At 60.5% G+C, this 26,849-nt stretch carries 10 protein-coding genes and 1 pseudogene; 10 read left to right on the forward strand and 1 reads right to left on the reverse strand.

The window, feature by feature from the left end:
• The first annotated feature begins 9 nt into the window (after nt 1–9).
• From lpxB to KPG66_RS06740, 3 genes are read left to right on the forward strand one after another with little or no spacing between them, the layout of a single operon-like run.
• The gene (gene lpxB / locus KPG66_RS06730) at nt 10–1,188 is read left to right on the forward strand and encodes a lipid-A-disaccharide synthase (protein ID WP_237070346.1); all 1,179 of its coding nucleotides are present in this window, start codon (nt 10–12) and stop codon (nt 1,186–1,188) included.
• Nucleotides 1,185–1,883 carry a ribonuclease HII gene (gene rnhB / locus KPG66_RS06735; protein WP_237070347.1) on the forward strand — a complete coding sequence of 233 codons (699 nt, stop codon included), beginning with the start codon at nt 1,185–1,187 and terminating at the stop codon, nt 1,881–1,883. Before lpxB ends, rnhB begins: the two co-directional genes overlap by 4 nt.
• 30 nt (nt 1,884–1,913) lie before the next feature.
• Nucleotides 1,914–2,693, forward strand: coding sequence for a TrmH family RNA methyltransferase (locus KPG66_RS06740; protein ID WP_237070348.1), 780 nt, complete (start codon nt 1,914–1,916; stop codon nt 2,691–2,693).
• A 10-nt stretch (nt 2,694–2,703) separates the two neighbouring features.
• Here KPG66_RS06740 and ppsR read toward each other — a convergent pair whose 3' ends face one another.
• Nucleotides 2,704–3,522 carry a posphoenolpyruvate synthetase regulatory kinase/phosphorylase PpsR gene (gene ppsR, locus KPG66_RS06745; protein ID WP_013435268.1) on the reverse strand — a complete coding sequence of 273 codons (819 nt, stop codon included), beginning with the start codon at nt 3,520–3,522 and terminating at the stop codon, nt 2,704–2,706.
• Between the two features lie 389 nt (nt 3,523–3,911).
• Between ppsR and ppsA the strand changes: the two genes are divergently transcribed.
• The 7 genes and pseudogenes from ppsA to KPG66_RS06780 all read left to right on the forward strand — a co-directional run bounded on the left by ppsA (nt 3,912) and on the right by KPG66_RS06780 (nt 26,826).
• Nucleotides 3,912–6,317 (forward strand): phosphoenolpyruvate synthase, encoded by a 2,406-nt coding sequence (gene ppsA / locus KPG66_RS06750; protein ID WP_237070349.1) that lies wholly within the window; start codon nt 3,912–3,914, stop codon nt 6,315–6,317.
• A gap of 145 nt (nt 6,318–6,462) precedes the next feature.
• Nucleotides 6,463–6,924 (forward strand): NfeD family protein, encoded by a 462-nt coding sequence (locus tag KPG66_RS06755; protein WP_237070350.1) that lies wholly within the window; start codon nt 6,463–6,465, stop codon nt 6,922–6,924.
• 14 nt (nt 6,925–6,938) lie between these two features.
• The gene (locus tag KPG66_RS06760) at nt 6,939–7,859 is read left to right on the forward strand and encodes an SPFH domain-containing protein (protein WP_237070351.1); all 921 of its coding nucleotides are present in this window, start codon (nt 6,939–6,941) and stop codon (nt 7,857–7,859) included.
• 672 nt (nt 7,860–8,531) lie between these two features.
• On the forward strand, nt 8,532–8,804 hold the full coding sequence (locus KPG66_RS06765; protein ID WP_013435274.1) for a type II toxin-antitoxin system Phd/YefM family antitoxin: 273 nt from the start codon (nt 8,532–8,534) through the stop codon (nt 8,802–8,804).
• Nucleotides 8,801–9,127, forward strand: a complete 327-nt coding sequence (locus tag KPG66_RS06770) for a type II toxin-antitoxin system RelE/ParE family toxin (protein WP_013435275.1) — start codon at nt 8,801–8,803, stop codon at nt 9,125–9,127. Before KPG66_RS06765 ends, KPG66_RS06770 begins: the two co-directional genes overlap by 4 nt.
• A gap of 174 nt (nt 9,128–9,301) precedes the next feature.
• Nucleotides 9,302–9,400, forward strand: a pseudogene (locus KPG66_RS06775) (transposase); the annotation flags it as partial.
• An 821-nt stretch (nt 9,401–10,221) separates the two neighbouring features.
• A complete protein-coding gene (locus KPG66_RS06780) occupies nt 10,222–26,826 on the forward strand; it encodes a non-ribosomal peptide synthetase (RefSeq protein ID WP_237070352.1) in 16,605 nt (5,534 codons plus the stop codon).
• The last annotated feature ends 23 nt before the right edge of the window (nt 26,827–26,849 follow it).

The raw sequence follows: 26,849 nt of genomic DNA on the forward strand, positions 1-26,849 counted from the left end.
GCATCGACGATGACGTTACATTCGAGTCCTGTCAAGCTCGCGATGGTGGCGGGTGAGCCATCCGGCGACCTGTTGGCGGCGTCGTTGCTCGACGGGCTCGCCGCGCGTCTTCCGGCTGGCACGCAGTACTATGGCATTGGCGGTGCGCGGATGGCCGCCCACGGGTTCGACGCGCACTGGCCGATGGACAAGTTGTCGGTGCGCGGGTATGTCGAGGCACTGCGCCATATTCCGGAAATCCTGCGCATCCGCGGTGAATTGAAACGGCAGCTGTTGGCTGAGCCGCCAAGCGTGTTCATCGGCGTCGATGCGCCGGATTTCAACTTCTCGCTCGAGGAGACGCTGCGGCATGCGGGTATCCCGACGATCCACTTCGTTTGCCCATCGATCTGGGCGTGGCGGGGCGGGCGTATCAAGAAGATCGTCAAGGCGGTGGACCACATGCTGTGCGTGTTTCCGTTTGAAACGGCGATCCTGGACAAGGCCGGCGTGGCGTCTACGTATGTCGGACATCCGCTGGCTGACGCGATTGCGATGCAGCCGGATAGCCTGAGCGCGCGGCGCGCAAGTGGCTTGCCGGATGAGGGGCCCGTTGTCGCGGTGCTGCCGGGCAGCCGCCGTTCCGAAATTGAGTTGATCGGCCCGACGTTCTTTGCGGCGATGGACCTGATGCACCAGCGCGAGCCATCGTTGCGCTTTGTTGTGCCCGCGCCGAACGCGGCCATCCGCGCACTGCTGCAGCCGCTCGCGGACCGCTACCCGGCATTGCCGCTGACGCTGACCGAGGGCAATGCCCAGTTGGCAATGACGGCAGCCGACGCGGTGCTGGTCAAGAGCGGCACCGTTACGCTGGAAGCCGCGTTGCTGAAAAAGCCAATGGTGATCTCTTACAAGGTGCCATGGTTGACCGGGCAGATTATGCAGCGGCAAGGCTATTTGCCGTACGTTGGTTTGCCGAACATCCTGGCCGGCCGGTTCGTCGTGCCCGAGATCCTGCAGCACTTCGCGACGCCACAGGCGCTTGCCGATGCGACGCTGCTGCAACTGAACGATGAGGCGAACCGTCGCATGTTAGTCGAACTGTTCACCGAGATGCACGAACGTTTGCGCTGCAACACCGCCGAGCGTGCCGCGGAAGTGGTGGTCGATGTCATCGACTCGGGCCCGTCGGGCAGGAGGTTTCGATGACCGGGCGCCGTATGCGCACGCCCGGCTGCGGTGGCACGCCTGCCGTTGTACAGCGCGGGCTGGACTTCGACGATCCGGCTGACCTCGTTTGCGGCGTCGATGAAGCGGGGCGCGGGCCGCTGGCGGGTCCGGTGGTGGCCGCCGCGGTGATTCTCGATCCCGCCGCACCTCGCATTCGTGGGCTCGATGACTCCAAGGCGCTGAGTCCGGCGACGCGCGAAAAGCTGTTCGATCGGATTGTTGAGCGCTCGCTGGCCTATTGCGTCGCGTCGGCTAGCGTCGAGGAAATCGATACGCTCAATATCCTGCACGCGACGATGCTGGCGATGCAGCGCGCGGTGCAGGGCCTTGCGCTCACGCCTGCGTTGGTCAAGGTCGATGGTAACCGCTGCCCGGTGCTGTCGGTGCGATCCGAGGCGGTGATTGGGGGCGATGCACTGGTGCCGTCGATCTCCGCCGCGTCGATTCTGGCGAAGGTCACGCGGGACCGGATGATGCATGCGTTGCATGATGAGTTTCCGCATTATGGGTTTGACGCCCATGTGGGCTATGGCACGCCGCGGCACTTGGCTGCGCTGCGTATCCATGGGCCGTGCGTACACCACCGGCGCTCGTTTGCGCCGGTGCGCAAAGCCTATTTGAGCTTCGGGCTGGACGCGATACCTGTGAGCGGGGTGGACGCGTCGCCATGCTGAGCCGTGCAACACTGCCCGCCGGCTGAGCCGATGAAAACCATCACATCGCGGGACAATCCGCTATTCAAGCACCTCAAGGCGCTGACAGTCCCTGCACAGCAGAGAAAGCGTGGCCAGGCACTGCTCGAGGGCCTGCACTTGGCCGAAGCCTATCTCGATTCGGTCGGCCAGCCGGCGCATTGCGTGCTGACCGAGTCGGCACTGGCGCAGGTGCAGACCGCGCAGATCGTCGCGCGGCTCGATCCATCCCGGGTCGTGCGGTTCAGCGATGCGCTGTTCTCGCAGTTGTCGACGCTCGTCAATGGGATTGGCATTGCATTCGTGGTGGACGTGCGGCCACGGCCACTGCCCGAACGCGTCGAGGCCACTTGCGTGGTGCTCGACGGCGTGCAGGACGCCGGCAATGTCGGCTCGATCCTGCGCAGTGCCGCTGCGGCTGGGATCGGCGACGTGTTCTGCTCGCCTGGCACGGCGCACGCGTGGTCGCCCAAGGTATTGCGTGCCGGCATGGGCGCGCAATTTCTGCTGCGCGTGCACGAGCAGGTGGAGGCCGCCGACTTGTTGGCACGGCTCGCAGTGCCGGTGTTTGTCACCGATTCGCATGACGCACAGGCGCTGTACGATGTCGACCTGAGCGGGCCGCTTGCATGGGTGTTCGGCAACGAGGGCGCCGGCGTGTCGGCCGAGTGGCGTGCCGCGGTGAGCCGGCGCGTGACCATTCCGCAGCCCGGCGGCATGGAGTCGTTGAACGTCGCTGCTGCCGCCGCCGTGTGCTTTTTCGAGCAATGTCGGCAACGGCGTGTCGCGTAGCGGCGCGCGCTCAGTATGATTGCCGCTCGAGCTTGATTTCCTGCAAGATCGTCGTCGCGATCTCCTCGATTGACTTGTGCGTCGACGACAGCCATTTGATGCCTTCGCGGCGCATCAGCGCCTCGGCCTCGTTGACCTCGTAGCGGCAGTTTTCTGGCGCAGCGTACTTGCTGCCTGGGCGGCGTTCGTTGCGGATCTCAGCGAGCCGCTGCGGATCGATCGACAGCCCAAAGATCTTGTTGCGATGGGCACGCAGCGGCGTCGGTAGTTTGCCGCGCTCGAAGTCTTCCGGGATTAACGGGTAATTGGCCGCTTTCACACCGTACTGCATCGCCAGATAGAGGCTGGTAGGCGTCTTGCCGCTGCGCGACACGCCGACCAGGATCACGTCTGCGTCCTGCAAATTGCGGTTGCTCTGGCCATCATCATGCGCGAGCGAGAAATTGATCGCCTCGATCCGGTTCTTGTACTCCTCGGTATCGGCGGCCTGGTGGCCACGGCCGATCGCGTGGGTCGATTGGGTTTGCAATTCCTGCTCTAGCGGCTCGATAAAGGTCTGGAACATGTCCATGACCAGCGCTTTCGAGCGCTTGACGATCTCGTTTGATTGGCTATCGACGAGCGTCGTAAAGACGACCGGGCGGCGCCCGTCCAGCGTGGCCGCTTCATTGATTTTCTGGACCGTGGCGTAAGCCTTCTCCGACGAGTCGATGAATGGCACGCGCACGAGGCGGAATTTTTGGTCGAACTGGGACAGGATCGAATGCGCGAATGTTTCCGCAGTGATGCCGGTGCCATCGGAGACGATGAATACAGTCGGTGCAGGCATGATGCTTGTTTAGTAGAGCGCCGCGCGGGCAGACTCGGATTTCCGTCGGTCAAAGGACCTGAGCGGGGATTCTGGGATTTTTTGCAGAGTAGCACGGTAGAATAGCGGCAACTTGTTTGACAAGCAATTGCAGGCGATGTCCGTGAACCGGCGGCAAGCTTTGTCCCATAAGGCTTTGCAGGTCAGCGAGCTTTGCAGGTCAGCGGCGGATGGGTGGGGTGTCGCACGGTGAGCCCATGGCCCCCCGCGACACGGGGCGAGGCGATCTTCGCGGCGCCCGCGATGGCTTGTCAAACAGGTTGTGCGAGGTGCGTTGCGGCTTCCAATGGAGCCGCGCGCACGGGCCCCACTCGCGCATGCCGGAAATTTTCTACCACTTAGGGGCTTTCATGTCTAACGCAGCACATAACGGAGCATACGTCCTACCGTTCGAAGCATTACGAATGACAGATGTCGACTCGGTCGGCGGAAAAAATGCATCGCTGGGCGAGATGATCAGCCAACTGGCTGCGGCAGGCGTTCGCGTGCCGACCGGTTTCGCGACGACCGCGCACGCGTTCCGCGAATTCCTCGCGCACAATGACTTAACCGGGCGGATCGCTAAACGCCTTGAGACGCTCGATGTCGATGACGTGAAGGCGCTGGCCGAGGCCGGCAAGGACATCCGCCAGTGGATCATCGACGCGCCGTTGCAACCGCGCCTGGATGCGGAGATTCGCGAGCAGTTCGACAAGCTGCAGGCATCCTCGCCCCAGGAGCTGTCGTTTGCAGTGCGCTCGTCGGCCACGGCCGAGGACTTGCCAGACGCGTCGTTTGCCGGCCAGCAGGAATCGTATCTGAACGTCGTGGGCATCGACGACGTGCTGGATCGCATCAAGCATGTGTTCGCCTCGCTGTATAACGACCGCGCGATTTCATATCGCGTGCACAAGGGCTTCACGCACGCCGAGGTGGCGTTGTCCGCCGGCGTGCAGCGGATGGTGCGCTCGGACGTCGGCGCGGCTGGCGTGATGTTCACGCTGGATACCGAATCGGGTTTTCGCGACGCCGTGTTCATCACCTCCAGCTACGGACTGGGCGAGACCGTGGTGCAGGGCGCGGTGAACCCGGACGAGTTCTATGTGTTCAAGACGACGCTCGCGCAGGGGCGGTATCCGATCATCCGCCGCTCGATTGGCTCCAAGCTGATCAAGATGGAGTTCACGCAGCCGGGCGAGTCGGGCCGCGTGAAGACGGTCGATGTGCCGGCGGAGCAGCGCAACCGCTATTCGATCACCGACGAGGATGTGATCCAACTTGCTAAGTACGCGGTGATCATCGAGAATCACTACCAACGTCCGATGGACATCGAGTGGGGCAAGGACGGCCGCGATGGTACGTTGTTCATCCTGCAGGCGCGCCCCGAGACGGTAAAGAGTCAGGCGGCTGGCAAGATCGAACAGCGCTTTAAGCTGAAGGGCCAGTCGCAGGTGCTTGCGACCGGCCGGGCGATCGGTCAGAAAATTGGCGCCGGTCCGGTGCGTGTGATTTACGATCCTTCCGAGATGGAGCGCGTGCAGCCGGGCGATGTGCTGGTGGCGGACATGACTGATCCGAACTGGGAGCCGGTGATGAAACGCGCGTCGGCGATTGTCACAAACCGGGGCGGCCGTACCTGCCACGCGGCGATCATCGCGCGCGAGCTTGGCGTGCCGGCCGTAGTCGGCTGCGGTGACGCGACTGACGTGCTGAAGGACGGTGCGCTGGTGACGGTATCGTGCGCGGAAGGCGACGAGGGTAAGATCTACGACGGCCTGCTTGAGACCGAGGTGACCGAAGTGCAGCGCGGCGAGTTGCCGAAGATCCCGGTCAAGATCATGATGAATGTGGGCAATCCGCAACTCGCGTTTGATTTCGCGCAGTTGCCGAACGCCGGCGTCGGGCTAGCGCGGCTCGAATTCATCATCAATAACAACATCGGCGTGCATCCGAAGGCGATTCTCGAGTATCCGAATGTTGACCAGGATTTGAAAAAAGCCGTCGAGAGCGTGGCGCGTGGTCACGCGTCGCCTCGTGCGTTCTACGTCGACAAGCTGACCGAGGGCGTCGCGACGATTGCCGCGGCGTTCTATCCGAAGCCGGTGATCGTGCGGCTGTCGGACTTCAAGTCGAACGAGTACAAGAAGCTGATCGGCGGTTCGCGTTACGAGCCGGACGAAGAAAACCCGATGCTCGGCTTCCGGGGTGCGTCACGCTACATCGCCGACGATTTCGCGGCCGCGTTCGAAATGGAGTGCCGTGCGCTCAAGCGCGTGCGTGACGAGATGGGCCTGACCAACGTCGAGATTATGGTGCCATTCGTGCGTACGCTGGGGCAGGCCAAGCGGGTAGTCGAGCTGCTCGCCCAATTCGGGCTCAAGCGCGGCGACAACGGCTTGCGACTGATCATGATGTGCGAAGTGCCGTCCAACGCGATTCTGGCCGAGCAGTTCCTGGCGTATTTCGACGGCTTCTCGATTGGCTCGAACGATTTGACGCAGTTGACGCTAGGCTTGGACCGGGACTCGGGCATGGAATTGCTTGCCCACGACTTCGACGAGCGCGATCCGGCAGTGTGCTTCATGCTGTCGCGCGCGATCGAAACCTGCCTGCGGTTGGGCAAGTATGTCGGCATTTGCGGCCAGGGCCCGTCGGACCATCCGGATTTTGCTGCGTGGCTGACGAAGGAAGGTATTGCCTCGATCTCGCTGAATCCGGATACCGTGATCGACACTTGGCAGGCGCTCGCGCAGGCAGACGACGCGAAGGCGGCATGACACCGCGTCCGTTGGCGGGTCGGACGATACGCCGGCCGCCAGAAACCGGGCGCTGACGCGCGGCCGGTTCGCGGCGCGAGCTGGCTTCGTGCTATAAGACACCTCGGTGACGGCACCGAGGTGTTTTTTTATTTAGGGGATCGCGATGGTGGGTTCGGGACTTATTTGGTGGATCGCGACCGGTGCGCTGTTGGTAGTCGAGCTGACGAGCGGCACGTTCTATCTATTGATGATTGCGCTGGGCTGCGCGGCGGGCGGTATTGCGCACGGAATCGGCATGCCGGTGGCCGCGCAGCTTGCGCTGGCCGCACTGGTCGCGCTGGCCGCCGTGACGGTGCTGCGGCGTTCCCGCTACGGTCATCGGCAGCGCCGCGACGTGCGGGACGTCACGCGGGACGCCGATGTGCTACTAGACATCGGCCAGACGGTGTGCGTTGAACGCTGGGATAACGGCCGGGCACGCATCAACTATCGTGGTGCGCAATGGGATGTCGAGCTTCAGCCCGGCGAGAGCGAGCATGCGCACTGGTATTTGATTCGCCAGGTGCGCGACAACCGGCTCATCGTTGCCGCCCGACCGGCCGCTCGCTCTTCTTCTACAGCCTGATGGGATACTACGCCATGGATCTTTTGATTATTGCACTAGTCTTGTTCGTCGTCGTAGTGGTGATCGCGACACAATGCGTGAAGATTACGCCTCAGCAGCATGCCTGGGTGCTCGAGAGGCTTGGCCGTTATCATGCGACGCTGACGCCGGGCCTGAACATCGTGCTGCCATTCGTCGATCGCGTCGCGTACAAGCATTCGCTGAAGGAGATCCCGCTCGACGTGCCGTCGCAGGTCTGCATCACGCGCGACAACACGCAACTGCAGGTCGATGGCGTACTGTACTTTCAGGTCACCGATCCGATGAAGGCCTCGTACGGCTCGGCGAACTACGTGATGGCGATTACGCAGCTTGCGCAGACGACGTTACGCTCGGTCATTGGCAAGATGGAACTGGACAAGACGTTCGAGGAGCGCGACCTGATCAACCACAGCATCGTATCGGCACTTGACGATGCAGCAGCGAATTGGGGCGTGAAGGTGCTGCGCTACGAAATCAAGGATCTGACGCCGCCTAACGAAATCTTGCGTGCGATGCAGGCGCAGATTACGGCCGAGCGAGAGAAGCGGGCGCTGATCGCTGCGTCCGAGGGCCGTAAGCAAGAACAGATCAACCTGGCGTCCGGCGCGCGCGAGGCGGCGATTCAGCAATCCGAAGGGGAGAAACAGGCCGCGATCAACCAGGCCCAGGGGCAGGCTGCCGCCATTCTCGCTGTGGCCGACGCGAATGCGCAAGCGATCCAGAAAATCGCCGATGCCATTCAGTCGCGTGGCGGCATGGATGCGGTGAATCTGAAGGTTGCCGAACAATATGTCAGTGCTTTTGGCAACCTGGCCAAGCAAGGCAATACACTGATTGTCCCGGCCAATTTGGCCGACATGAGTACGATGATCGCCTCCGCGCTGAGCATCGCACACGCCAAGCGTGACGTGTAGCCGAAGTAGGGTGTCGGCCAAGCGGCCAGGCGCACGTGTCGGCTCGTAGTGGTCAGCGACACGTGACCCAGATTGTTGCGCACCGTGCGCAGACCGAGGCCGCCATCGGCCTGATGTGACCCGGCGGTATGCCTCAGCCAGTCTCAGTTAGTGCGCCGACGCGCGGTCCAGTTCATCGGCGCGCTCGATGAACTGGACCGCGCGCACGCAGCCATGTCGCGGTACGGCTGAATATGTTTTTGATTGCGTCACGCAAAACCGAGCGTGACAGACAGCGGTGCGGGCCTTTAAAGGGCATGACCAGCGGCGTGGTGCTGGCTCGGCCGGCCAGCGAGGGCAGGCCACACGCTTGTTGATAGCGGGCCAGCTCGACGATCAACACCGGCGACGCCGGCACGATCCGCGCGCGTTTTTTCGTTGCCGACGATTTCGAGCCACCATTGGTCCCGCCCCTGCGCCCTCAGGCGCCGCGAGAAGTCATCCATGGTCCCGCTGGTGACCTCGGCAATGTGCAGGTTTTGCAGGTAGAAAAGCGTTGTCTGCCAGCGGCAGCGCGCATAGTACGCCTGCCGCGCCGCTGTTTTGTGGGGCAGCTGCCCAAACGAACTGTACGAAGGACCGAATTTGATCTATATTTGGTCTTGTCGCCAGTTAGCAAGCTAGGAATGCGTCGTGAAATTCTCAACTCAAATTAAGCCTATCAGCTACCTTAAGAGCCACGCAGCCGACATCATTAAGAATATTTCTGAGTCCCGGGAGCCAATGCTGATCACCCAAAATGGGGAAGCCAAGCTTGTGGTCATGGACGTTCGCTCTTACGAGCAGCAGGAAGATACCCTTGCCCTTCTAAAAATTCTTGCCATGGGTAATCAGGAAATTTCTCAAGGCCGCTTCCGCGATGCGGATGACGTCTTTGCCGACTTGGACAAGGAAGACCGCGGGTGAAAGTTGTTTTCCTTGAAGGTGCCGAAGAGGACTTAAAGGAGCTTCGTCGCTACATCATTAAAAACTTTGGCCGATCAACTTGGCAAGAGACTTATCAACCAATCAAGTATTCTGTTCGAGACATTTTAGTTTTCCCCCAAAGCGGTGTTATCCCTGAAGAGCTTGTTGACTGTAATCCTCAACAGTACCGCCAAGTTATTTCTGGCATGAATCGCATTCTCTATGAGATTGGGGACACAATTATTTACATCCACATCATTTGTGACATTCGCCGCGACATGAGAACACTTCTTTCCCGCCGGCTGCTACGCGTGATCAAATAGTGGCGCCGTTAAGAATCAGACGGCAATGCCAAAATCGGCTCCAGGGTAAATGCGCGCCCGCGTACCGACTGCGCCATAGCGCGAGCTTCCATAGGGGACGACGTCCACTGGTAATCCCCCCAAAAAACCGGTGGGAACAGAAGTAGAATTTTCTCGTTAAGGGAGTTCTACGCAATGAAGAAGTCGAGATTCACGGACAGCCAGATCATGGAGGCGCTCAAGCGCGTGGAGGCAGGGCTGGCGGTACCGGCTCTGTGCCGAGAGCTGGGCATTATTTGGCACATGCCGACGGCGTCAGCGTTACAAAACAATTCGTCAGTCGCGTCTTGATGTAATTTTAATTCAAAATTTGTCGGTTTATAGCAGGATAAGTTGCTTGGGCTCTTCTTGATAACTGTATATAGTGACTAGGATACCATTGCGTGGGAGCAAATAATAGACAGTAAAGTGATTTATCAACGGGGCGAGCGCATGCTAGCCGTGTTCTTTGATGCATAAAAGCGATGTTTGGAGGGAGTGCAATGATGAAGTACCCTTGGCCTAAACCGACCCGTGTTGTTCTTATGCAAAGCATGCAATTTTCTTTGCTCCGCTTCCCTGAAGTCCACTTTGCGAGTTGCGACGCTCTTGGCCATGGCATCGCCTATTAGGCGGTGTGTCGCCTTATCAAGTCCACGTGACGTGAGATTGTTTGAGCGATTTACGTGCTTCCTCAAACGATTGGTGAATCATGAAAAAGTAGGTGTGGTCATTATTAACGGACTGAGCAAATCTGCTGCTCATACTAAAGGTATAAAGACTTGAGTGATAAAAATGAAGGCTCCGCTGCCTTCACAAATTGGCGTAACCACGCACAGGTAGAGCGAATGCGTCCTTTGTAATGCTGAAAGGCATTGAAGTAGTCGCCTCCGTCGTTTTTCAACGCAATGGCCCTCAAGGGGCTGCACGAGTAGCAGTGTGACGCCTAGCGTCATGCCAGCAGTTTTGCCCACTTAGGGCTTGATCTTCTGTCTGGCAAGTTAGCCATTGCCGTCGTTCCATGGGTTTGCGTCGTCAACAGTGAACCAGCCTTGTGTCTGAATAGGAGAATACAGATGTCTGCTTGCATGATGCCAGAGGCTGATCCGCTCAGTGCGGCTCAAACCGATCAAGGACCTGACCAACGGCCGCCCTTGGCAAGTCCGGTGTATTGTGTGGCGCGCTACACGGTGATCGAAGGTGCCATTGACATCGCGCAGTTTGAAACCGCCTTACGGCAGGTGGTAGACGAAGTAGATAGTCTGCGGTTGCAATTTATCGAAAGTGAGCACGGCCTTAGCCAATTTATCGGCTCACCCCTGTGGTCATTGTCACGAATCGATGTGAGTGGACAAGCAGATCCATACGCCGCTGCCCATGCATGGATGCGTGCCGATTATGAGCAGCCGGGCAATGTTTTACAAGAGCCGCTCTTTCGTTATGCGTTGTTACACACGGCACCGGATCGGGTGCTATGGTATCAGCGCTACCACGCGCGCGTGATCGATGAGCTCGGCGCTCACCTGATCGCGCAGCGCGTCGCACACGGGTATCGCACGCTGTGTGCGGGCATGTCGCCTCCTTCCGAGCAATGGGCGCCAGCGTGGACGCGCGACGCGCAGCACCCCGCTTCAGCCCAAGAGAGCCGGGATGACGCGTATCGGTTCAAGCGGGATGTGCATTGGCCGGAGCCGGCCACGCTGGCCAGCCGGTGTGCGCCGGCGCTGCAGCCGGCACTGCGTCATACCATGGCGTTGCCGTCCCACGCGTTCGGCGATCCTGCGGGCGATACCGCGCAATTGACCTCGTTGATGACAGCCGCGATGGCTGCGTATCTGTCTCGGTTGAGCAGCATACACGACGTGGCGTTGGGCTGCTCGGCTTGGGGGGCGACTGAGCCGTATCCGCTCGGTAGCGACGCCACGATGCCGCTTCGATTGATGGTGCAATCGGACATGAGCCTGGCTTCGTTGACGCAGCAGGCTGAGCACGAGATCCAACGCGGGCGGCAGAGCTTACGTGACTCGAGTGACACGTTGCTGCGCTCACTTGGACGGGCGTCCGGCCAGTCGCTGTTTAGAACCGCTGTCCATGTCATGCCGCTTGACGACGCCCTAACCTTTGGGGAGTTGACCTCGACGACGCATCCGCTACGCAATGGTCCAGTTGACGATTTGAGGGTCACGGTCTATCCGCGGGCAGACGACGGTCCGTTACGGATCGACTTTGACGCGAATCCGGCCTGTTACACCGCAGATGAGCTGGCCGGGCATCAACACCGGTTCGTGCGGTTCTTGCAAACGCTGGCCGCGGCGCCGACACAGCCGATGGGTGACATCGACCTGCTCGAGGCGAGCGAGCGGCAGCGGCTGCTGCTTGACTGGAATGCGACCCAGCAAGCGTATCCCGATAACCTGGGCGTGCATCAGCTGTTTGAAGCGCAGGTCGAGCGCACGCCGCAGGCGGTGGCCGTCGTGTTGGGCGCGCAGTCCATCACGTACGCTCAATTAGAGCGCCGGGCCAATCAACTGGCGTGGCATTTGCGCACACTGGGCGTTGGACCCGACGCTGTGGTGGGGCTATGCGTAGAGCGCTCAATCGAGATGGTGGTTGGCGTACTGGGCATCTTGAAGGCCGGGGGCGCGTATTTACCGCTGGATCCGAGCTACCCGCGCGAGCGCCTCGCGTCCCTCATGCAGCAGGCCCGCGTGCCGGTCCTAGTCACGCAGTCGCGCTTGCAGCCGGCGTTGCCGCGCCCGGCTGCACAGTGCGTGCGCCTGGATACCGACTGGGCGCAGATCGCGGCTGAGCCCGACACGCGTCCGGCCAGCGGCGTGTTGCCTGATCATCTCGCGTACGTGACCTATACGTCGGGCTCAACGGGTGAGCCTAAAGGGGTGATGACCCGGCATCGCGGTGCAGCCAATTACTTGAACTTCTTGGTTCGCCATTATTGTGTCACCGAAAAGGATGTAGTGCTCAATGTCGCGAGCCTGGCCTTTGACGCGTCGGTGCGTGACCTAATCGGCCCGCTGATTGCAGGCGCACGCGTGGTGCTGATTTCGACCGCGCACGCCAAGGAGCCGCACCGCTATGTAGGTGCGCTCCACGAGCAGCGTGTCACGGCATTGCTCAGTATTACGCCTAGCTTGCTGCGTAGCGTCTGTCAGGCAGCTGAACGCCGGGGCGTGGGTGGCGCACTACGCATGATTTTGGTGAGTGGCGAAGCGCTGGACGCGCCACTTGTTGCGCGCGTGCATCAAACGCTCGGCGCGCAGGTGCAGGTGTTCAATCAGTACGGCCCGACTGAATGCACGATGACATCGACCTGGTTTGCGGCCGTACCTGACACCCAGGGGACGGTGCCGATTGGCCAGCCGTTGTCGAACGTGCGTGTGTATGTATTGGATCGGCAGCTCAAGCCGTTGCCCCCGGACGTGACCGGCGAGCTGTATATCGCCGGCGCGGGCTTGGCACGCGGTTACTTCAACCAGCCCGCGTTAAGTGCTGAGCGCTTTATCGCAAACCCGTTCGGGCACGGCGAGCGGCTGTACCGAACGGGCGACTTGGCCAGATGGCGGGCAAACGGTCAACTTGACTATGTTGGCCGCATCGACAATCAGATTAAGCTGCGCGGCCAACGAATTGAGCCGGGCGAGATTGAGGCGTGCCTAAACTCATATGCGCAGGTACGTGATGCGGTGGTGCTCGCACGCGGGGACGGCGAGCACACGCGACTAGTCGCGTATGTCATTGCTGAATCCGATGCGTCACTCGCGAGCACGCTGTATGAGCATGTGGCCGCTCGCTTGCCTGACTATATGGTGCCGGCCGCGTTTGTGCGGCTTGATGCCTTCCCGCTGACACCGAACGGCAAACTGGATCGGCGGGCGTTGCCGGAGCCGGATGACGAAGCATGGGTCCGTCAAGCGTATGAAGCGCCGCAAGGCGAGCTGGAGACTGAACTCGCGACGATCTGGGCTGAGCTGCTGGGCGTTGAGCGCGTGGGTCGGCACGATAGCTTCTTTGCGCTTGGCGGTCATTCGCTGCTCGCGGTGCGGCTGTTGAATCGTATCGTTGAATTGGGTGCCGAGGTGCCATTGGCCACGCTATTTGCGTCGCCGACGCTCGCGGCATTCGCTGCCGCGGTGAATGCGCAATTACATCGCGGCACCGATACGCTGTCCACGATCCCGCCGGTGTCGCGAGAAGGCCATTTGCCGCTGTCGTTTGCGCAGCAGCGTCTATGGTTTCTCGCGCAGCTCGACGGTGTAAGTCGCACCTATCATATGTCGCGCGCGTGGCGTGTGCACGGGCCGCTGAATCGGTCCGCATGGCAGCAAGCACTGGATGCGCTGTTTGCGCGTCATGAGGCGCTGCGCTCGGTGTTCGTCAGCGTCGAGGGCCAGCTGCAGGTGCAGCTGCTGCCCGCCGCGACGGGCGTGCCGATGAGCTGGCATGACTTACGTGATGTGCCCGACGTGCAGACTCAACTGGTGCAACTGAGCGCCGAGGCTGCACAAGCACCGTTCGATTTGGCACACGGACCGCTGATGCGCGCATGCGGCATTCAACTGGCCGACGACGAGCACGTGCTGGTACTGACGCAACATCATATCGTGTCGGACGGCTGGTCGATCGGCGTGCTGGTGCGTGAATTGAACGCGCTATACACGGCCGCCTGTAGAAGCCAACCGGATCCGTTGCCGGCGCTGAGCATTCAATATCCGGATTATGCGGCGTGGCAGCGACAATGGTTGTCGGGCAAGCGGCTGCAGGCGCAAAGCGACTATTGGCGCACGAGGCTGGCCGACGCACCGGTGCTGCTGGCGCTACCGACCGATCGGCCGCGTCCGGCGCAGCCATCATTGGCTGGTGCGCAGGTGCCGGTGTGCATCGATGCATCGACCACGCAGGCACTGAAGCGCTTGAGCCGGGAGCACGGCACGACCTTGTTCATGACGGTGCTTGCGGCGTGGAGCGCGGTGCTCGCGCGCCTGTCGGGCCAAGACGATTTGGTCATTGGTACGCCCAGCGCGAACCGCGGACACCCAGCGATCGAGCCGCTAATTGGCTTCTTTGTCAATACGCTGGTGTTGCGTGTGGATCTGTCCGGTGCGCCGACGACGGCGCAGCTGCTTGAACGCGTGCGGCGCACGACGTTGGAGGCCCAAGCGCACCAGGATCTGCCGTTTGAGCAGGTCGTGGAGATTGTGCAGCCGCCGCGCCGGCTCAATCACACGCCATTGTTTCAGGTGATGCTTGCATGGCAGGGCACGCAGACAGAAAATTGGTGCCTGCCCAATCTCACGGTCACACCGACCGGGCTTGAGGCCAACACGGTCAAGTTCGACCTGGAATTGGAGCTACAGGAGTCAGGCGACGAAACCGTTGGCGCACTATGCTATGCGAGCACGTTGTTTGACCAAGCGACGATTCAGCGGCACGTCGGATATTTCCAGACGATGTTGCAGGCGATGGCTGCCGACGCAGCGCACCCTGTGACGCGCGTTGAGTTGCTTGCACCGGCCGAGCGCACGTTGTTGCTCGAGACGTGGAATGCGACAGCACAAGACTATCCGGCGCACCAATGCATTCACCAGCTATTCGAAGCGCAAGTCGAGCGCACACCTGAGGCCACGGCGTTGATGTTTGAAGAGCAGGCGCTGAGCTACGCTGAGCTGAATGTGCGGGCGAATCGCTTAGCGCATCAGTTGATCGAATTGGGCGTCAAGCCCGATGCACGGGTGGCCATTTGTGTCGAGCGCTCGCCAGCGATGGTGGTGGGGCTGCTGGCGATCCTAAAAGCCGGCGGCGCCTATGTGCCACTCGATCCGGCGTATCCGGGCGAGCGGCTCGCGCATATTCTCGCGGATGCGGCGCCGAGTATTGTGCTCGCGGATGCAGTGGGCCGCTCTTCACTGGGTGAGGCGTCTTTGGCCGCTCGTACGGTGCTGGATCCCAACACATTGCCGGAGCGAGCGCAGACGAATCCGTCGGTGCAGGCACTGACGTCCCGTCATCTTGCTTATGTGATTTATACGTCAGGCTCCACCGGCACCCCGAAGGGCGTCATGGTGCTGCATCGTGGTGTGGTGAACCTTGCGCAGGCGCAAATTGCCTGCTTTGGCGTAGACGCTTCCAGCCGAATTTTGCAGTTTGCGTCGTTCAGTTTTGATGCAAGCAGTTCGGAAATGGTGATGGCCTTTGGCAGTGGGGCGACCTTGTATTTGCCACCTAAAACAGTCCGTCATGACCGGCGTAGGCTGTGTGATTATTTAGCAAAACATACGATTACGCATGCAACCTTACCTCCTGCACTGCTTCAACATGGCGAGGATTTATCGAGCCTAAGCCTACCCCTAACGGTGATCCTAGCAGGCGAGGCGTCCAGTTCGACATTGATTCAAGCTTTGGCCAAGCAAGGCACCGTCTTTAATGCATATGGCCCGACGGAGGCAACGGTTTGCGCCACGATATGGCGCGGCCCCCGTCATTTTGGCGGCAAAGCTGTTCCGATTGGTCGGCCGATTGCGAACACGCGGATTTATCTGCTCGACATATACTGTCAGCCGGTGCCGCTCGGTGCGGTCGGTGAACTGTATATTGGAGGAGCAGGCGTCGCGCGTGGCTACCTGAATCGCCCGGAGCTCACGGCCGAGCGTTTTGTGCGCGATCCGTTCTCGAGCCAGCCCGATGCGCGGATGTACAAGACGGGGGATTTGGCACGGTATTTACCGGACGGTAACTTGGAGTTTCTGGGACGCAATGACCATCAAGTCAAGATCCGCGGCTTTCGCATTGAGCCGGGCGAAATCGAAGCGTGCCTAAATTCACATCCGCAGGCGAATGATGCGCTTGTGCTTGCACGCGGCGACGGCGACGATAAGCGCCTGGTCGCTTATGTGCGGGCCGAGCCGGATGACGCGTTGGCTAACACGCTGCGTACGCATGTGGCCGCTCGCTTGCCTGACTATATGGTGCCGGCCGCGTTTGTGCGGCTCGATGCCTTCCCGCTGACACCGAACGGCAAACTGGATCGGCGGGCGCTGCCCGCGCCCGCTATCGATGCGCTCGTGCACCAAGCGTATGAAGTGCCGCAAGGCGAGCTGGAGAGCGCACTCGCGACGATCTGGGCGGAGCTGTTGGGCGTCGAGCGCGTGGGTCGGCACGATAGCTTCTTTGCGCTTGGCGGTCATTCGCTGCTCGCGGTGCGGCTGTTGAATCGTATCGTTGAATTGGGTGCCGAGGTGCCATTGGCTACGCTATTTGCGTCGCCGACGCTCGCTGCATTCGCGGCGGCAATCGATGCGCGACGTCATCACGGCACCGATATGCTGCCTGAGATTACGCCGGTGTCGCGAGAAGGCCCTTTGCCGCCGTCGTTTGCGCAGCAACGGCTATGGTTTCTCGCGCAGCTCGATGGTGTGAGTCGCACCTATCATATGCCGCTCGCGTGGCGTGTGCACGGGCCGCTGAATCGGTCCGCATGGCAGCAGGCACTGGATGCGCTGTTTGCGCGTCATGAGACGCTGCGCTCGGTGTTCGTCAGCGTCGAGGGCCAGCCGCAGGTGCAGCTGCTGCCCGCCAAGACGGGCGTGCCGATGACTTGGCATGACCTGCGCGGTATGCCTGACGCTGATGCGCAACTGGCGCGCTTAAGCGACGAGGCAGTGCACGCACCATTTGATCTGGCGCACGGGCCGCTGCTGCGAGCGCGTGGCATTCGGCTGGCCGATGACGAGCATGTATTGATACTGACGCAACATCATATTGTGTCGGATGGCTGGTCGATCGGGGTGCTGGTGCGGGAATTGAATGCGCTGTACCGCGCGGCCTGCGGTGAGCCGGCTAATCCGTTGCCGGCGCTGAACGTTCAGTATCCGGATTATGCGGCGTGGCAGCGGCAATGGCTGTCGGGCGAGCGACTGCAGGCGCAAAGCGACTATTGGTGCACGAGGCTGGCCGACGCACCGGTGCTGCTGGCGCTACCGACCGATCGGCCGCGTCCGGTGCAGCCATCGTTTGCGGGTGCGCAGGTGCCGGTGCGCATTGATGCATCGACCACGCAGGCGCTGAAGCGCTTGAGCCAAGAACAGGGCACGACGCTGTTCATGACGGTGCTCGCGGCGTGGAGTGTGGTGCTCGCGCGCCTGTCGGGTCAAGACGACTTGGTCATTGGTACGCCCAGCGCGAACCGCGGACACCCAGCGATCGAGCCGCTAATTGGCTTCTTTGTCAATACGCTGGCGTTGCGTGTGGATCTGTCCGGTGCGCCGACGACAACGCAGTTGCTTGAGCGTGTGCGGTGCACGACGCTCGAAGCGCAAACGCATCAAGATCTGCCGTTTGAGCAGGTCGTGGAGATTGTGCAGCCGCCGCGCCGGCTCAATCACACGCCATTGTTTCAGGTGATGTTTGCATGGCAGGGCACGCAGACAGAAAATTGGTGCCTGCCCAATCTCACGGTCACACCGACCGAGCTTGAGGGCAACACGGTCAAGTTTGATTTGGAATTGGCGCTACAAGAGTCGGGCGACACGATCGTTGGCGCATTGTGCTATGCGAGCGCGTTGTTTGATCAAACGACGATCGAGCGGCATGTCGGGTATCTGCAGACGGTGTTGCGCGCGATGGTGGCTCACCCGGAGCAACCGGTGACAACGCTTGAGTTGCTATCCCCGGCTGAGCGTCAGTTACTGCTCAAAACGTGGAACGCGACAGAATGCGATTATCCGTCGCAGTTGTGCATTCACCAGTTGTTCGAAGCGCAGGTCGAGCGCACGCCGGAAGCCACGGCGTTGATGTTTGAGGAGCAGGCGCTGAGCTACGCTGAGCTGAATGTGCAAGCGAATCGCTTAGCGCATCAGTTGATCGAATTGGGCGTCAAGCCCGATGCGCGGGTGGCCATTTGTGTCGAGCGCTCGCCAGCGATGGTGGTGGGGCTGCTGGCGATTCTAAAAGCGGGCGGCGCCTATGTGCCGCTGGACCCCATGTATCCGGGTGAACGGCTCGCGCATATCCTTGCGGACGCAGCCCCGGCGATTGTGCTGGCCGATGCAGCCGGGCGCGGCGCGCTCGGTGACACGGCGCTCGCTGAGCGCATCGTGCTGGATCTGGATGCGCTGCCGGGGGAGGTTGACACCAATCCGTCGGTGCCGGGCCTGACCGCCCGGCATCTCGCGTATGTGATCTACACGTCAGGTTCGACCGGCAAGCCGAAAGGCGTGATGGTCGAACACCAGTCGTTAGTCAATCTATACAGCGCGCTACAAAGCGCTGTATTGACTCACTGTCCCATCCATGCCAGGGTGGGCTTAAATGCCAGTGTTGCATTTGATGCATCGTTGAAAAGCGTGCTTAGCTTGTTAAGCGGATGCACGCTCGTTCTGATTCCACAAGCTGTACGATCTGATGGCGCAGCTTTACTCCAATGTCTCGCAACGACAAGCATCGATGTACTGGATTGCACGCCGGTCCAACTTGAGATGTTGTTGTCAGCGGATTTACTTCAGCACCAACGTCCACTGACTGTGCTCGTTGGTGGCGAACCGATTGCTCCCCTTACTTGGCAAACGCTGGTCAATGCATCACACCTGACGGTGTGTAACGTTTATGGGCCGACCGAATGCACGGTGGATGCGACGCTTGCTGTACTCAGTTCTGATCAGATGCAGCCCACGATTGGTCGGCCGATTGCGAACACGCGGATTTATCTGCTCGACATATACTGTCAGCCGGTGCCGCTCGGTGCGGTCGGTGAACTGTATATTGGAGGAGCAGGCGTCGCGCGTGGCTACCTGAATCGCCCAGGGCTCACGGTCGAGCGTTTTGTGCGCGATCCGTTTGTCCTTGAGCCGGATGCGCGGATGTACAAGACGGGGGATTTGGCGCGGTATTTACCGGATGGCAATTTAGAATTTCTGGGCCGCAACGACCATCAAGTCAAAATTCGCGGCTTTCGCATTGAGCCGGGCGAGATCGAAGCGTGCCTGAGCTTACATCCGCAGGTGCATGATGCGCTTGTGCTTGCATGCGGCGACGGCGACGATAAGCGCCTGGTCGCCTATGTGCGGGCTGAGCCGGATGACGCGTTGGCCAACACGTTGCGTGCGCATGTGGCCGCTTGCTTGCCTGACTATATGGTGCCAGCCGCATTCGTGCGGCTTGACGCGTGGCCGCTGACGCCAAACGGCAAGCTGGATCGGCGTGCGCTGCCGGCACCCAGCGCTGACGCGTTCGCGCATCAAGTGTATGAGGCGCCGCGGGGTGAGCTTGAGACCACGCTGGCCGAGATCTGGGCTGAGCTGCTGGGTGTCGAACGAGTGGGCCGACACGACAGCTTCTTCACGCTCGGCGGCCATTCGTTGCTTGCCGTGCAGTTGATTGAGCGTCTGCGGCGTCTGGGGCTCGGATTGTCTGTGCGGGCGCTTTTTGATACCCCGACGCTCAGCGTGCTGGCGCAAGCGCTGAGCCAGCCTCGCGATGTGACAGTACCGCCCAACGTTATCACGCCCGAGACTACGATCCTCACGCCATCGATGCTACCGCTCATTGAGCTGACGCAGGCTGACATCGACCGGATCGTCAGGCAGGTGCCGGGTGGCATCGCCAATCTCCAAGACATCTATGCGCTCTCGCCATTGCAGGACGGCATCCTGTTCCACCATCTGTTGGCCACCAAAGGCGATCCGTATCTGCTGATTACGCAACTGGTTTTCGACACGCGCGAGCTGCTCGATCAGTATCTAGCTGCCGTTCAACAGGTGGCCAACCGTCACGATATTTTGCGCACCGCGTTTGTCTGGGAAGGACTGTCTACGCCCGCGCAGGTGGTCTGGCGGCATGCGCCGCTGTCGATCACCGAACTCACTCTAGATCGTGCCGACGGGCCGATCGCCGAACAATTGGCGCAGCGCTTTGATCCTCGCCACACTCGGCTGGAGCTGACGCAGGCGCCGCTGCTGCGCTGTGCGATTGCGCAGGACACTGATGGCTGCTGGCAGGTAGTCCAATTGCAGCATCACTTAATCGGCGATCACTTGACGCTGGAAGTGATGCACACGGAGGTGCGAGCGTTCATCGAAGGTCAAGGTGAAACGTTGCCAGCAGCCCAACCGTTCCGTAACCTGGTAGCGCAGGCGCGCCTGGGTGTGAGCCAGGTTGAGCATGCGCGTTTTTTCACCGAGCAGCTCGCGGATATTGAAGAGCCGACGCTGCCGTTTGGTCTCGCGGAGGTGTATCGCGACGGCGCGCACGTGCACGAAGCGCACCGGACGCTGCCGCCGGCATTGAACGATCGACTCCGCGCGCAGGCCAGGCGCCTGGACGTGAGCTTGGCCAGCCTATGCCATCTGGCGTGGGCGCAAGTGCTCGCGCGCGCGAGCGGTCAGCCGCGGGTAGTGTTCGGCACGGTGCTGTTTGGGCGGATGCAGGCAGGTAGCGGCGCCGACAGTGCGATGGGGCTGTTTATCAATACGCTACCGCTGCGGGTGGACTTGGCCGGCAGTGTGGAGGCAGCGGTGCGCGCGACGCATGCGCGGTTGGCGGCACTGCTCGAGTATGAGCATGCGTCGTTGGCACTGGCGCAGCGCTGCAGTAGCGTGCCGGCCGGCACTCCATTGTTCAGTGCGCTGCTTAATTATCGGCACAATGCGATAAGTGCGGAGAAGAGCGGCATGCTGCCAGGCGTCGAGTTGTTCCATTCCAAAGAGCGTGATAATTATCCAATCGGTTTATCGATTGAAGATTCTGGACAAGCACTGGGGTTGACTGCGCAAATTATCGAGCCCTTGGATGCAGACCGGGTATGTGGATATATGCAGCAGGCGCTGGAAGGCCTAGCTGACGTGCTCGAAACGACGCCCGAATGGCCGGTCGGGCAACTGGAAGTGTTGCCTAAGGAGGAGCGAAGCCTACTGATCGAGACGTGGAACGCGACAGAACAGGCTTATCCGTCACACTTATGCATTCACCAGCTATTCGAGGCGCAGGTGGCACGCACACCGGAGGCAATAGCACTGGTCTATGAAGAGCAGACACTGCGCTACGTGCAATTGAATGCACAAACTAACCGCCTGGCGCACGAACTGATTAAACTGGGCGTGAAGCCGGATACACGGGTGGCAGTGTACGCGCAGCGCAGTCCGGAAATGATCGTTGGCATTCTCGCCACGCTTAAGGCGGGTGGAGCGTATGTACCGCTCGATCCCGCGTATCCACCAGAACGCTTGGCTTATATGGTGACAGATAGTGCACCTGCAGTCTTGCTCAGCGTTGGCACTCCACCGGCCGCAGTGACGCAATGTCTGGGAGCCGGGGTGCCGGTACTGGACTTGCAGGCTGATATAGCGCAGTGGGCACGCCAAAGCGCGCGCAATCCTGAGTTGGCACTGACTGCACAGAGCCTGGCCTACGTGATTTATACGTCAGGTTCCACGGGCCAGCCCAAAGGGGTGATGATTCCACATCGTAGCGCGGTCAACCTGGTGACGGCCATGGCTCAAAAACTTGGCGTCACTGCGCACGACCGGGTGTTGCAATGCTCGTCGCTGTCCTTCGATGCGTCGGTCGGAGAGATCTTTGTCACGTTGACCCAGGGTGCGGCATTGGTGCTACGCACCGATGCTTGGTTAGCTGGGGCCCAGCAATTTTGGGCGCTTTGCAAGGCGAACCGTGTGAGCGTGACGGATTTACCTACCCAATTTTGGTCCCAATTGGCGCAGGAAAAAGTCCCTGTTTCGGACAGTGTGCGCGTGGTCATGATTAGTGGAGAGGCGCTAAGCGTGTCAGCACAAAGCGCATGGTTTGCGGGGGCAGGTCACCGACCGCGATTGTTCAACGTTTATGGTCCGACTGAGGCGACGGTGACTGCTACCGTGCATGAGGTCATCGACAAAGAAAACAACTGGCGTACGATTGGTCGTCCCATTGACAACACCCGGCTTTATATCCTGAACGCGTACAAGCAGCCTGTGCCGCTGGGTGCGGTTGGCGAGTTGTACATTGGTGGCGCCGGCGTCGCCCGTGGTTACCTGAACCGACCCGAGCTGACTGTTGAGCGCTTTGTGTCCGATCCGTTCACGGCCGAGCCGGACGCGCGGATGTACAAGACGGGGGATTTGGCGCGGTATTTACCCGATGGCAATCTGGAGTTCCTGGGGCGCAACGACCATCAGGTCAAGATTCGCGGCTTTCGCATCGAACTAGGCGAGATCGAGGCGTGCTTGACCCAGCATGCACAGGTGTGCGAGGCGGCGGTGCTGGCCATGGGCGAAGGCAGTGCCAAGCGGCTGGTCGCGTATGTGGTGGCCGAGCCCGATGACGCTTTGGCCGGCACCTTGCGCACGCATGTGGCGGCAGCGTTGCCTGAGTATATGGTGCCTAGTGCGTTTGTGCGGCTCGATGCGTTGCCGCTGACGTCAAACGGCAAGCTGGATCGCCGAGCACTGCCGGCACCCAGCGCTGACGCGTTCGCGCATCAAGTGTATGAGGCGCCGCGGGGCGAGCTCGAGACCACGCTGGCCGAGATCTGGTCTGAATTGCTGGGTGTCGAACGAGTAGGCCGACACGACAGCTTCTTCGCGTTGGGTGGCCATTCACTGCTCGCGGTGCGCTTGATCAACTGGGTGAGCGCACGCGTTGCCGAAGTACCGCTGGCGACCTTGTTCACTTCCCCGACGCTGGCCGGGTTCGCTGCCGCGCTGAGTGCGCAATGGCATCAAGGCACCAATACGCTGCCCGAGATCACGCCGGTGTCTCGAGAAAGCGCCCTGCCGCTGTCGTTCGCGCAGCAACGGCTGTGGTTCCTCGCGCAGCTCGACGGGGTGAGCGACACGTATCATATGCCGATGGCACTGCGTCTGCGCGGTACCTTGAACCCCGTTGCCTGGCAGCAAGCGCTGGATGCGCTGTGGGCACGTCACGAAGCGTTGCGCTCGGTGTTCGTCAGCATCGACGGTCAACCTCAGGTGCAGCTGTTGCCCGCCGAGACGGGCGTGCCGATAACCTGGCATGACCTGCGCGGCGAGCGAGACGCGCAGTCCCAGTTGGTGCAACTGAGCGCCAAGGCTGCACAGGCACTGTTCGATCTGACGCGTGGTCCGCTGATCCGCGCCTGCGGCATTCAATTGGCTGATGATGAGCACGTGATGCTGCTTGTGCAGCACCATATTGTGTCGGACGGCTGGTCGATCGGCGTGATGGCGCGCGAGCTCAGCGCGCTGTACACCGCTGCCTGTGCAGGTCACGCCGATCCTTTGCCACCGCTGGTGATCCAATATCCGGATTATGCAGTGTGGCAGCGGCAGTGGCTTTCAGGCGAGCGGTTGCAAGCGCAAAACGAGTACTGGCGCGCCACGCTCGCCGACGCCCCAGTGCTGCTGGCGTTACCGACTGACCGACCGCGCCCGGCGCAGCAATCGTTCGCGGGGGCCTACGTGCCGATCCGAATCGATGCGCCTACTACGCGAGCCTTGAAGCGTTTGAGCCAAGCACACGGTGCGACGTTGTTTATGACGGTGCTCGCAGCGTGGAGTGCGGTGCTCGCGCGCCTGTCGGGGCAAGGCGATTTGGTCATTGGTACGCCCAGTGCGAATCGTCATCACCGCCAAATTGAGCCGTTGATTGGCTTCTTTGTGAACACGCTCGCGTTGCGGGTGGATGTGTCGGGCGAGCCGAGCGCGGCGCAGTTGCTCGAGCGGGTGCGGCGCACGACGCTGGAGGCGCAAGCGCATCAGGATCTGCCATTTGAGCAGGTGGTGGAGATCGTGCAGCCACCGCGCCGGCTCGAGCATACGCCACTATTCCAGGTGATGTTCGCGTGGCAAAGCAACGAGACCGGAGCGTGGCAGCTACCGGGTCTGGAAATCACGCCAGCGGATTTGGCTTACGAGGTGGTCAAGTTCGATTTGGCGCTGCACCTGTACGAATTGGGTGAAGAGATTGTCGGCGGGTTGGGTTATGCGACGGCGCTATTCGATTGCGCGACGATCGAGCGGCATGTTGGGTATTTGCAGACGATGTTACAGGCGATGGCGGCTGATGACCAGCATCCGGTCACCCGTGTTGAGTTGCTGACGCCGGCTGAGCGCACGTTGTTGCTCGAGACGTGGAACGCAACGCAGCAAGACTATCCATCGCACCAATGCATCCACCAGCTGTTCGAGGAGCAGGTCGAGCGCACGCCTGAAGCTACCGCGCTGTTCTATGAGGATCAGCTGCTGAGCTATGCTCAATTGAATGTGCAAGCGAATCGCTTGGCGTATGAGTTGATCGAGATTGGGGTGAAACCCGATGCGCGAGTAGCGGTCTGTGTCGAACGGAGCCCCGTGATGGTGGTGGGGCTGCTGGCGATTCTGAAAGCGGGTGGCGCGTATGTGCCGCTGGATCCCGCGTATCCGGGCGAACGGCTTGTGCATATCTTAGAGGATGCGGCACCGCAGATTGTGTTGGCCGATGCAGCGGGTCGGGCGGCACTGGGTGACGCAGCTTTGGCCAATCGCACGGTGCTGGACCCGAACACGCTGCCGGCGCGAGCGCAGACGAATCCGTCGGTGCCAACGCTGATGTCCCATCATCTCGCGTATGTGATTTATACGTCCGGTTCCACCGGTATGCCCAAGGGGGTGATGGTCGAGCATGTTCAAGCGGTTAATTTATTGTGCTGGGCTCTTCAAGCCTTTGGCCCCTCGGAAACACAGCGTACGCTGTTTGCTACATCGATTAGCTTCGATCTGTCCGTCTACGAGTGCTTTGTGCCACTTGCGCAAGGCTCAACCGTGCATCTCGTTAATGATGCGCTGGCTTTGATACATCATGCTCACCCCGTCTCGCTGATCAACACGGTGCCTTCCGCGATGCATTCGCTGCTGACGCATCAAGCGAACTTATCTTCGGCTGCAACGATTAATGTCGCAGGTGAGCCACTAAAGGCGTCGTTGATCAAGCAGATCTTCGAGCAGACTCCTGTGCAGCGTTTGTGTAACCTTTATGGTCCTTCGGAAAGCACCACGTACTCGACGTGGCTGTCGATTCAACGGGGCGACCCTGCTATTGAGAGTGTTGGCCGGCCGATTGCGAACACACAGATTTACCTGCTCGATAGCTACGGCCAGCCGGTGCCGCTGGGCGCGGTCGGTGAGCTGTATATTGGGGGGGCAGGCGTGGCGCGGGGTTACTTAAACCGTCCGGAGCTGACTGCTGAGCGCTTCGTGCGCGATCCGTTCTCGGGCGAGCCTAATGCCCGGATGTACAAGACGGGGGATTTGGCGCGGTATTTACCCGATGGCAATCTGGCGTTCCTCGGCCGCAATGACCATCAAGTCAAGATTCGCGGCTTTCGCATTGAGCCGGGCGAGATCGAGGCGCGCCTGGCTCAGCACCCGCAGGTACACGACGCGGTGGTGCTGGCACGGGGCGAAGGGCAAGCTAAGCGGCTGGTCGCGTATGTGGTCGCTGAGCCCGATAACATGTTGGCCAGCACATTGCGCATGTATGTGGCGGCCGCGTTGCCCGAGTACATGGTGCCCAGTGCGTTCGTGCGGCTCGATGCACTTCCATTGACATCGAACGGCAAACTCGATCGGCGTGCGTTGCCCGCGCCGCACGATGATGCGTTGGTACGTCAAGTGTATGAAGCGCCACAAGGCGAGTTCGAGACTGCGTTGGCGGCGATTTGGGCTGAGCTGCTGGGCGTTGAGCGTGTTGGTCGGCACGATAGCTTCTTTGCGCTCGGCGGGCACTCGCTATTAGCGATGCGCCTGATGAGCCGTGTTCGTGATGTGCTAGGGGTGGAACTTGCCATTCGCACACTGTTCGAAGCTCCCATGCTCGCAAGCTTGGCACAACGCTTAGTCGAGCAGCAGGGAAGCCAAGAAAGCTCATTTGATGTGCTGCTTGCGCTCAAACCCCAGGGTAGTCGCCCCCCTCTTTTTTGCATCCATCCCGCCATGGGGTTGAGTTGGAGCTATATGGGCTTATTGCCTCACTTGGATAGTGATCAGCCCCTCTATGGCTTGCAAGCCTGTGGATTCGGCGGAACACGACCGCTTGCCCCCACGATTGAGGCGATGGTGTTGGACTATCTTGAGCAGATTCGCCGCATTCAGCCTCAAGGACCGTATTACCTATTAGGATGGAGCCTGGGGGGCAACGTGGCTCACAGCATCGCGGCGCAGCTGGAGCAGCACGACGAGTCAGTGGCACTACTGGCGTTGTTGGATAGTCATCCTAGCCCCGGCGTCTTGGATGATGCGTCCGAACTCGATGAAGCGATCCATTATGCTGCGCTGGTGGCTCAGTACGGCGAAGCATTGATTTCAGCCATGGACGAACCGTTACGGCGGAACGCCTGGGAAATCGCGAAGAACCACCACCGTATTTTGAAAGAATTTTCTCCGCCCATCTATGGTGGCAACGCGCTTTTCTTCCATGCAACCCTCGCGGACGATCAGTCCCCCACGCTCGTACCTCGCGACGTATGGCAACCTTACGTGCGTGGGAATATCGAGATTTACGATATACATTGCGTCCATAGCGAGCTGCTCGAACCGGAATCAGCCGCGGCGATCGGTCGCGTGATAAACCGTAAGCTGAATGAATTGTCAGATCAACGGGGGAAATCGGCGTATCCTGCGGCACAAACTCGATGCCTGACACAAGTGTCTATCCCCGAGAAATGAAAGGAGACTTCAGTATGAAGCGG

The organism is Mycetohabitans sp. B2, assembly GCF_021733735.1.
Lineage (GTDB): Bacteria > Pseudomonadota > Gammaproteobacteria > Burkholderiales > Burkholderiaceae > Mycetohabitans > Mycetohabitans rhizoxinica.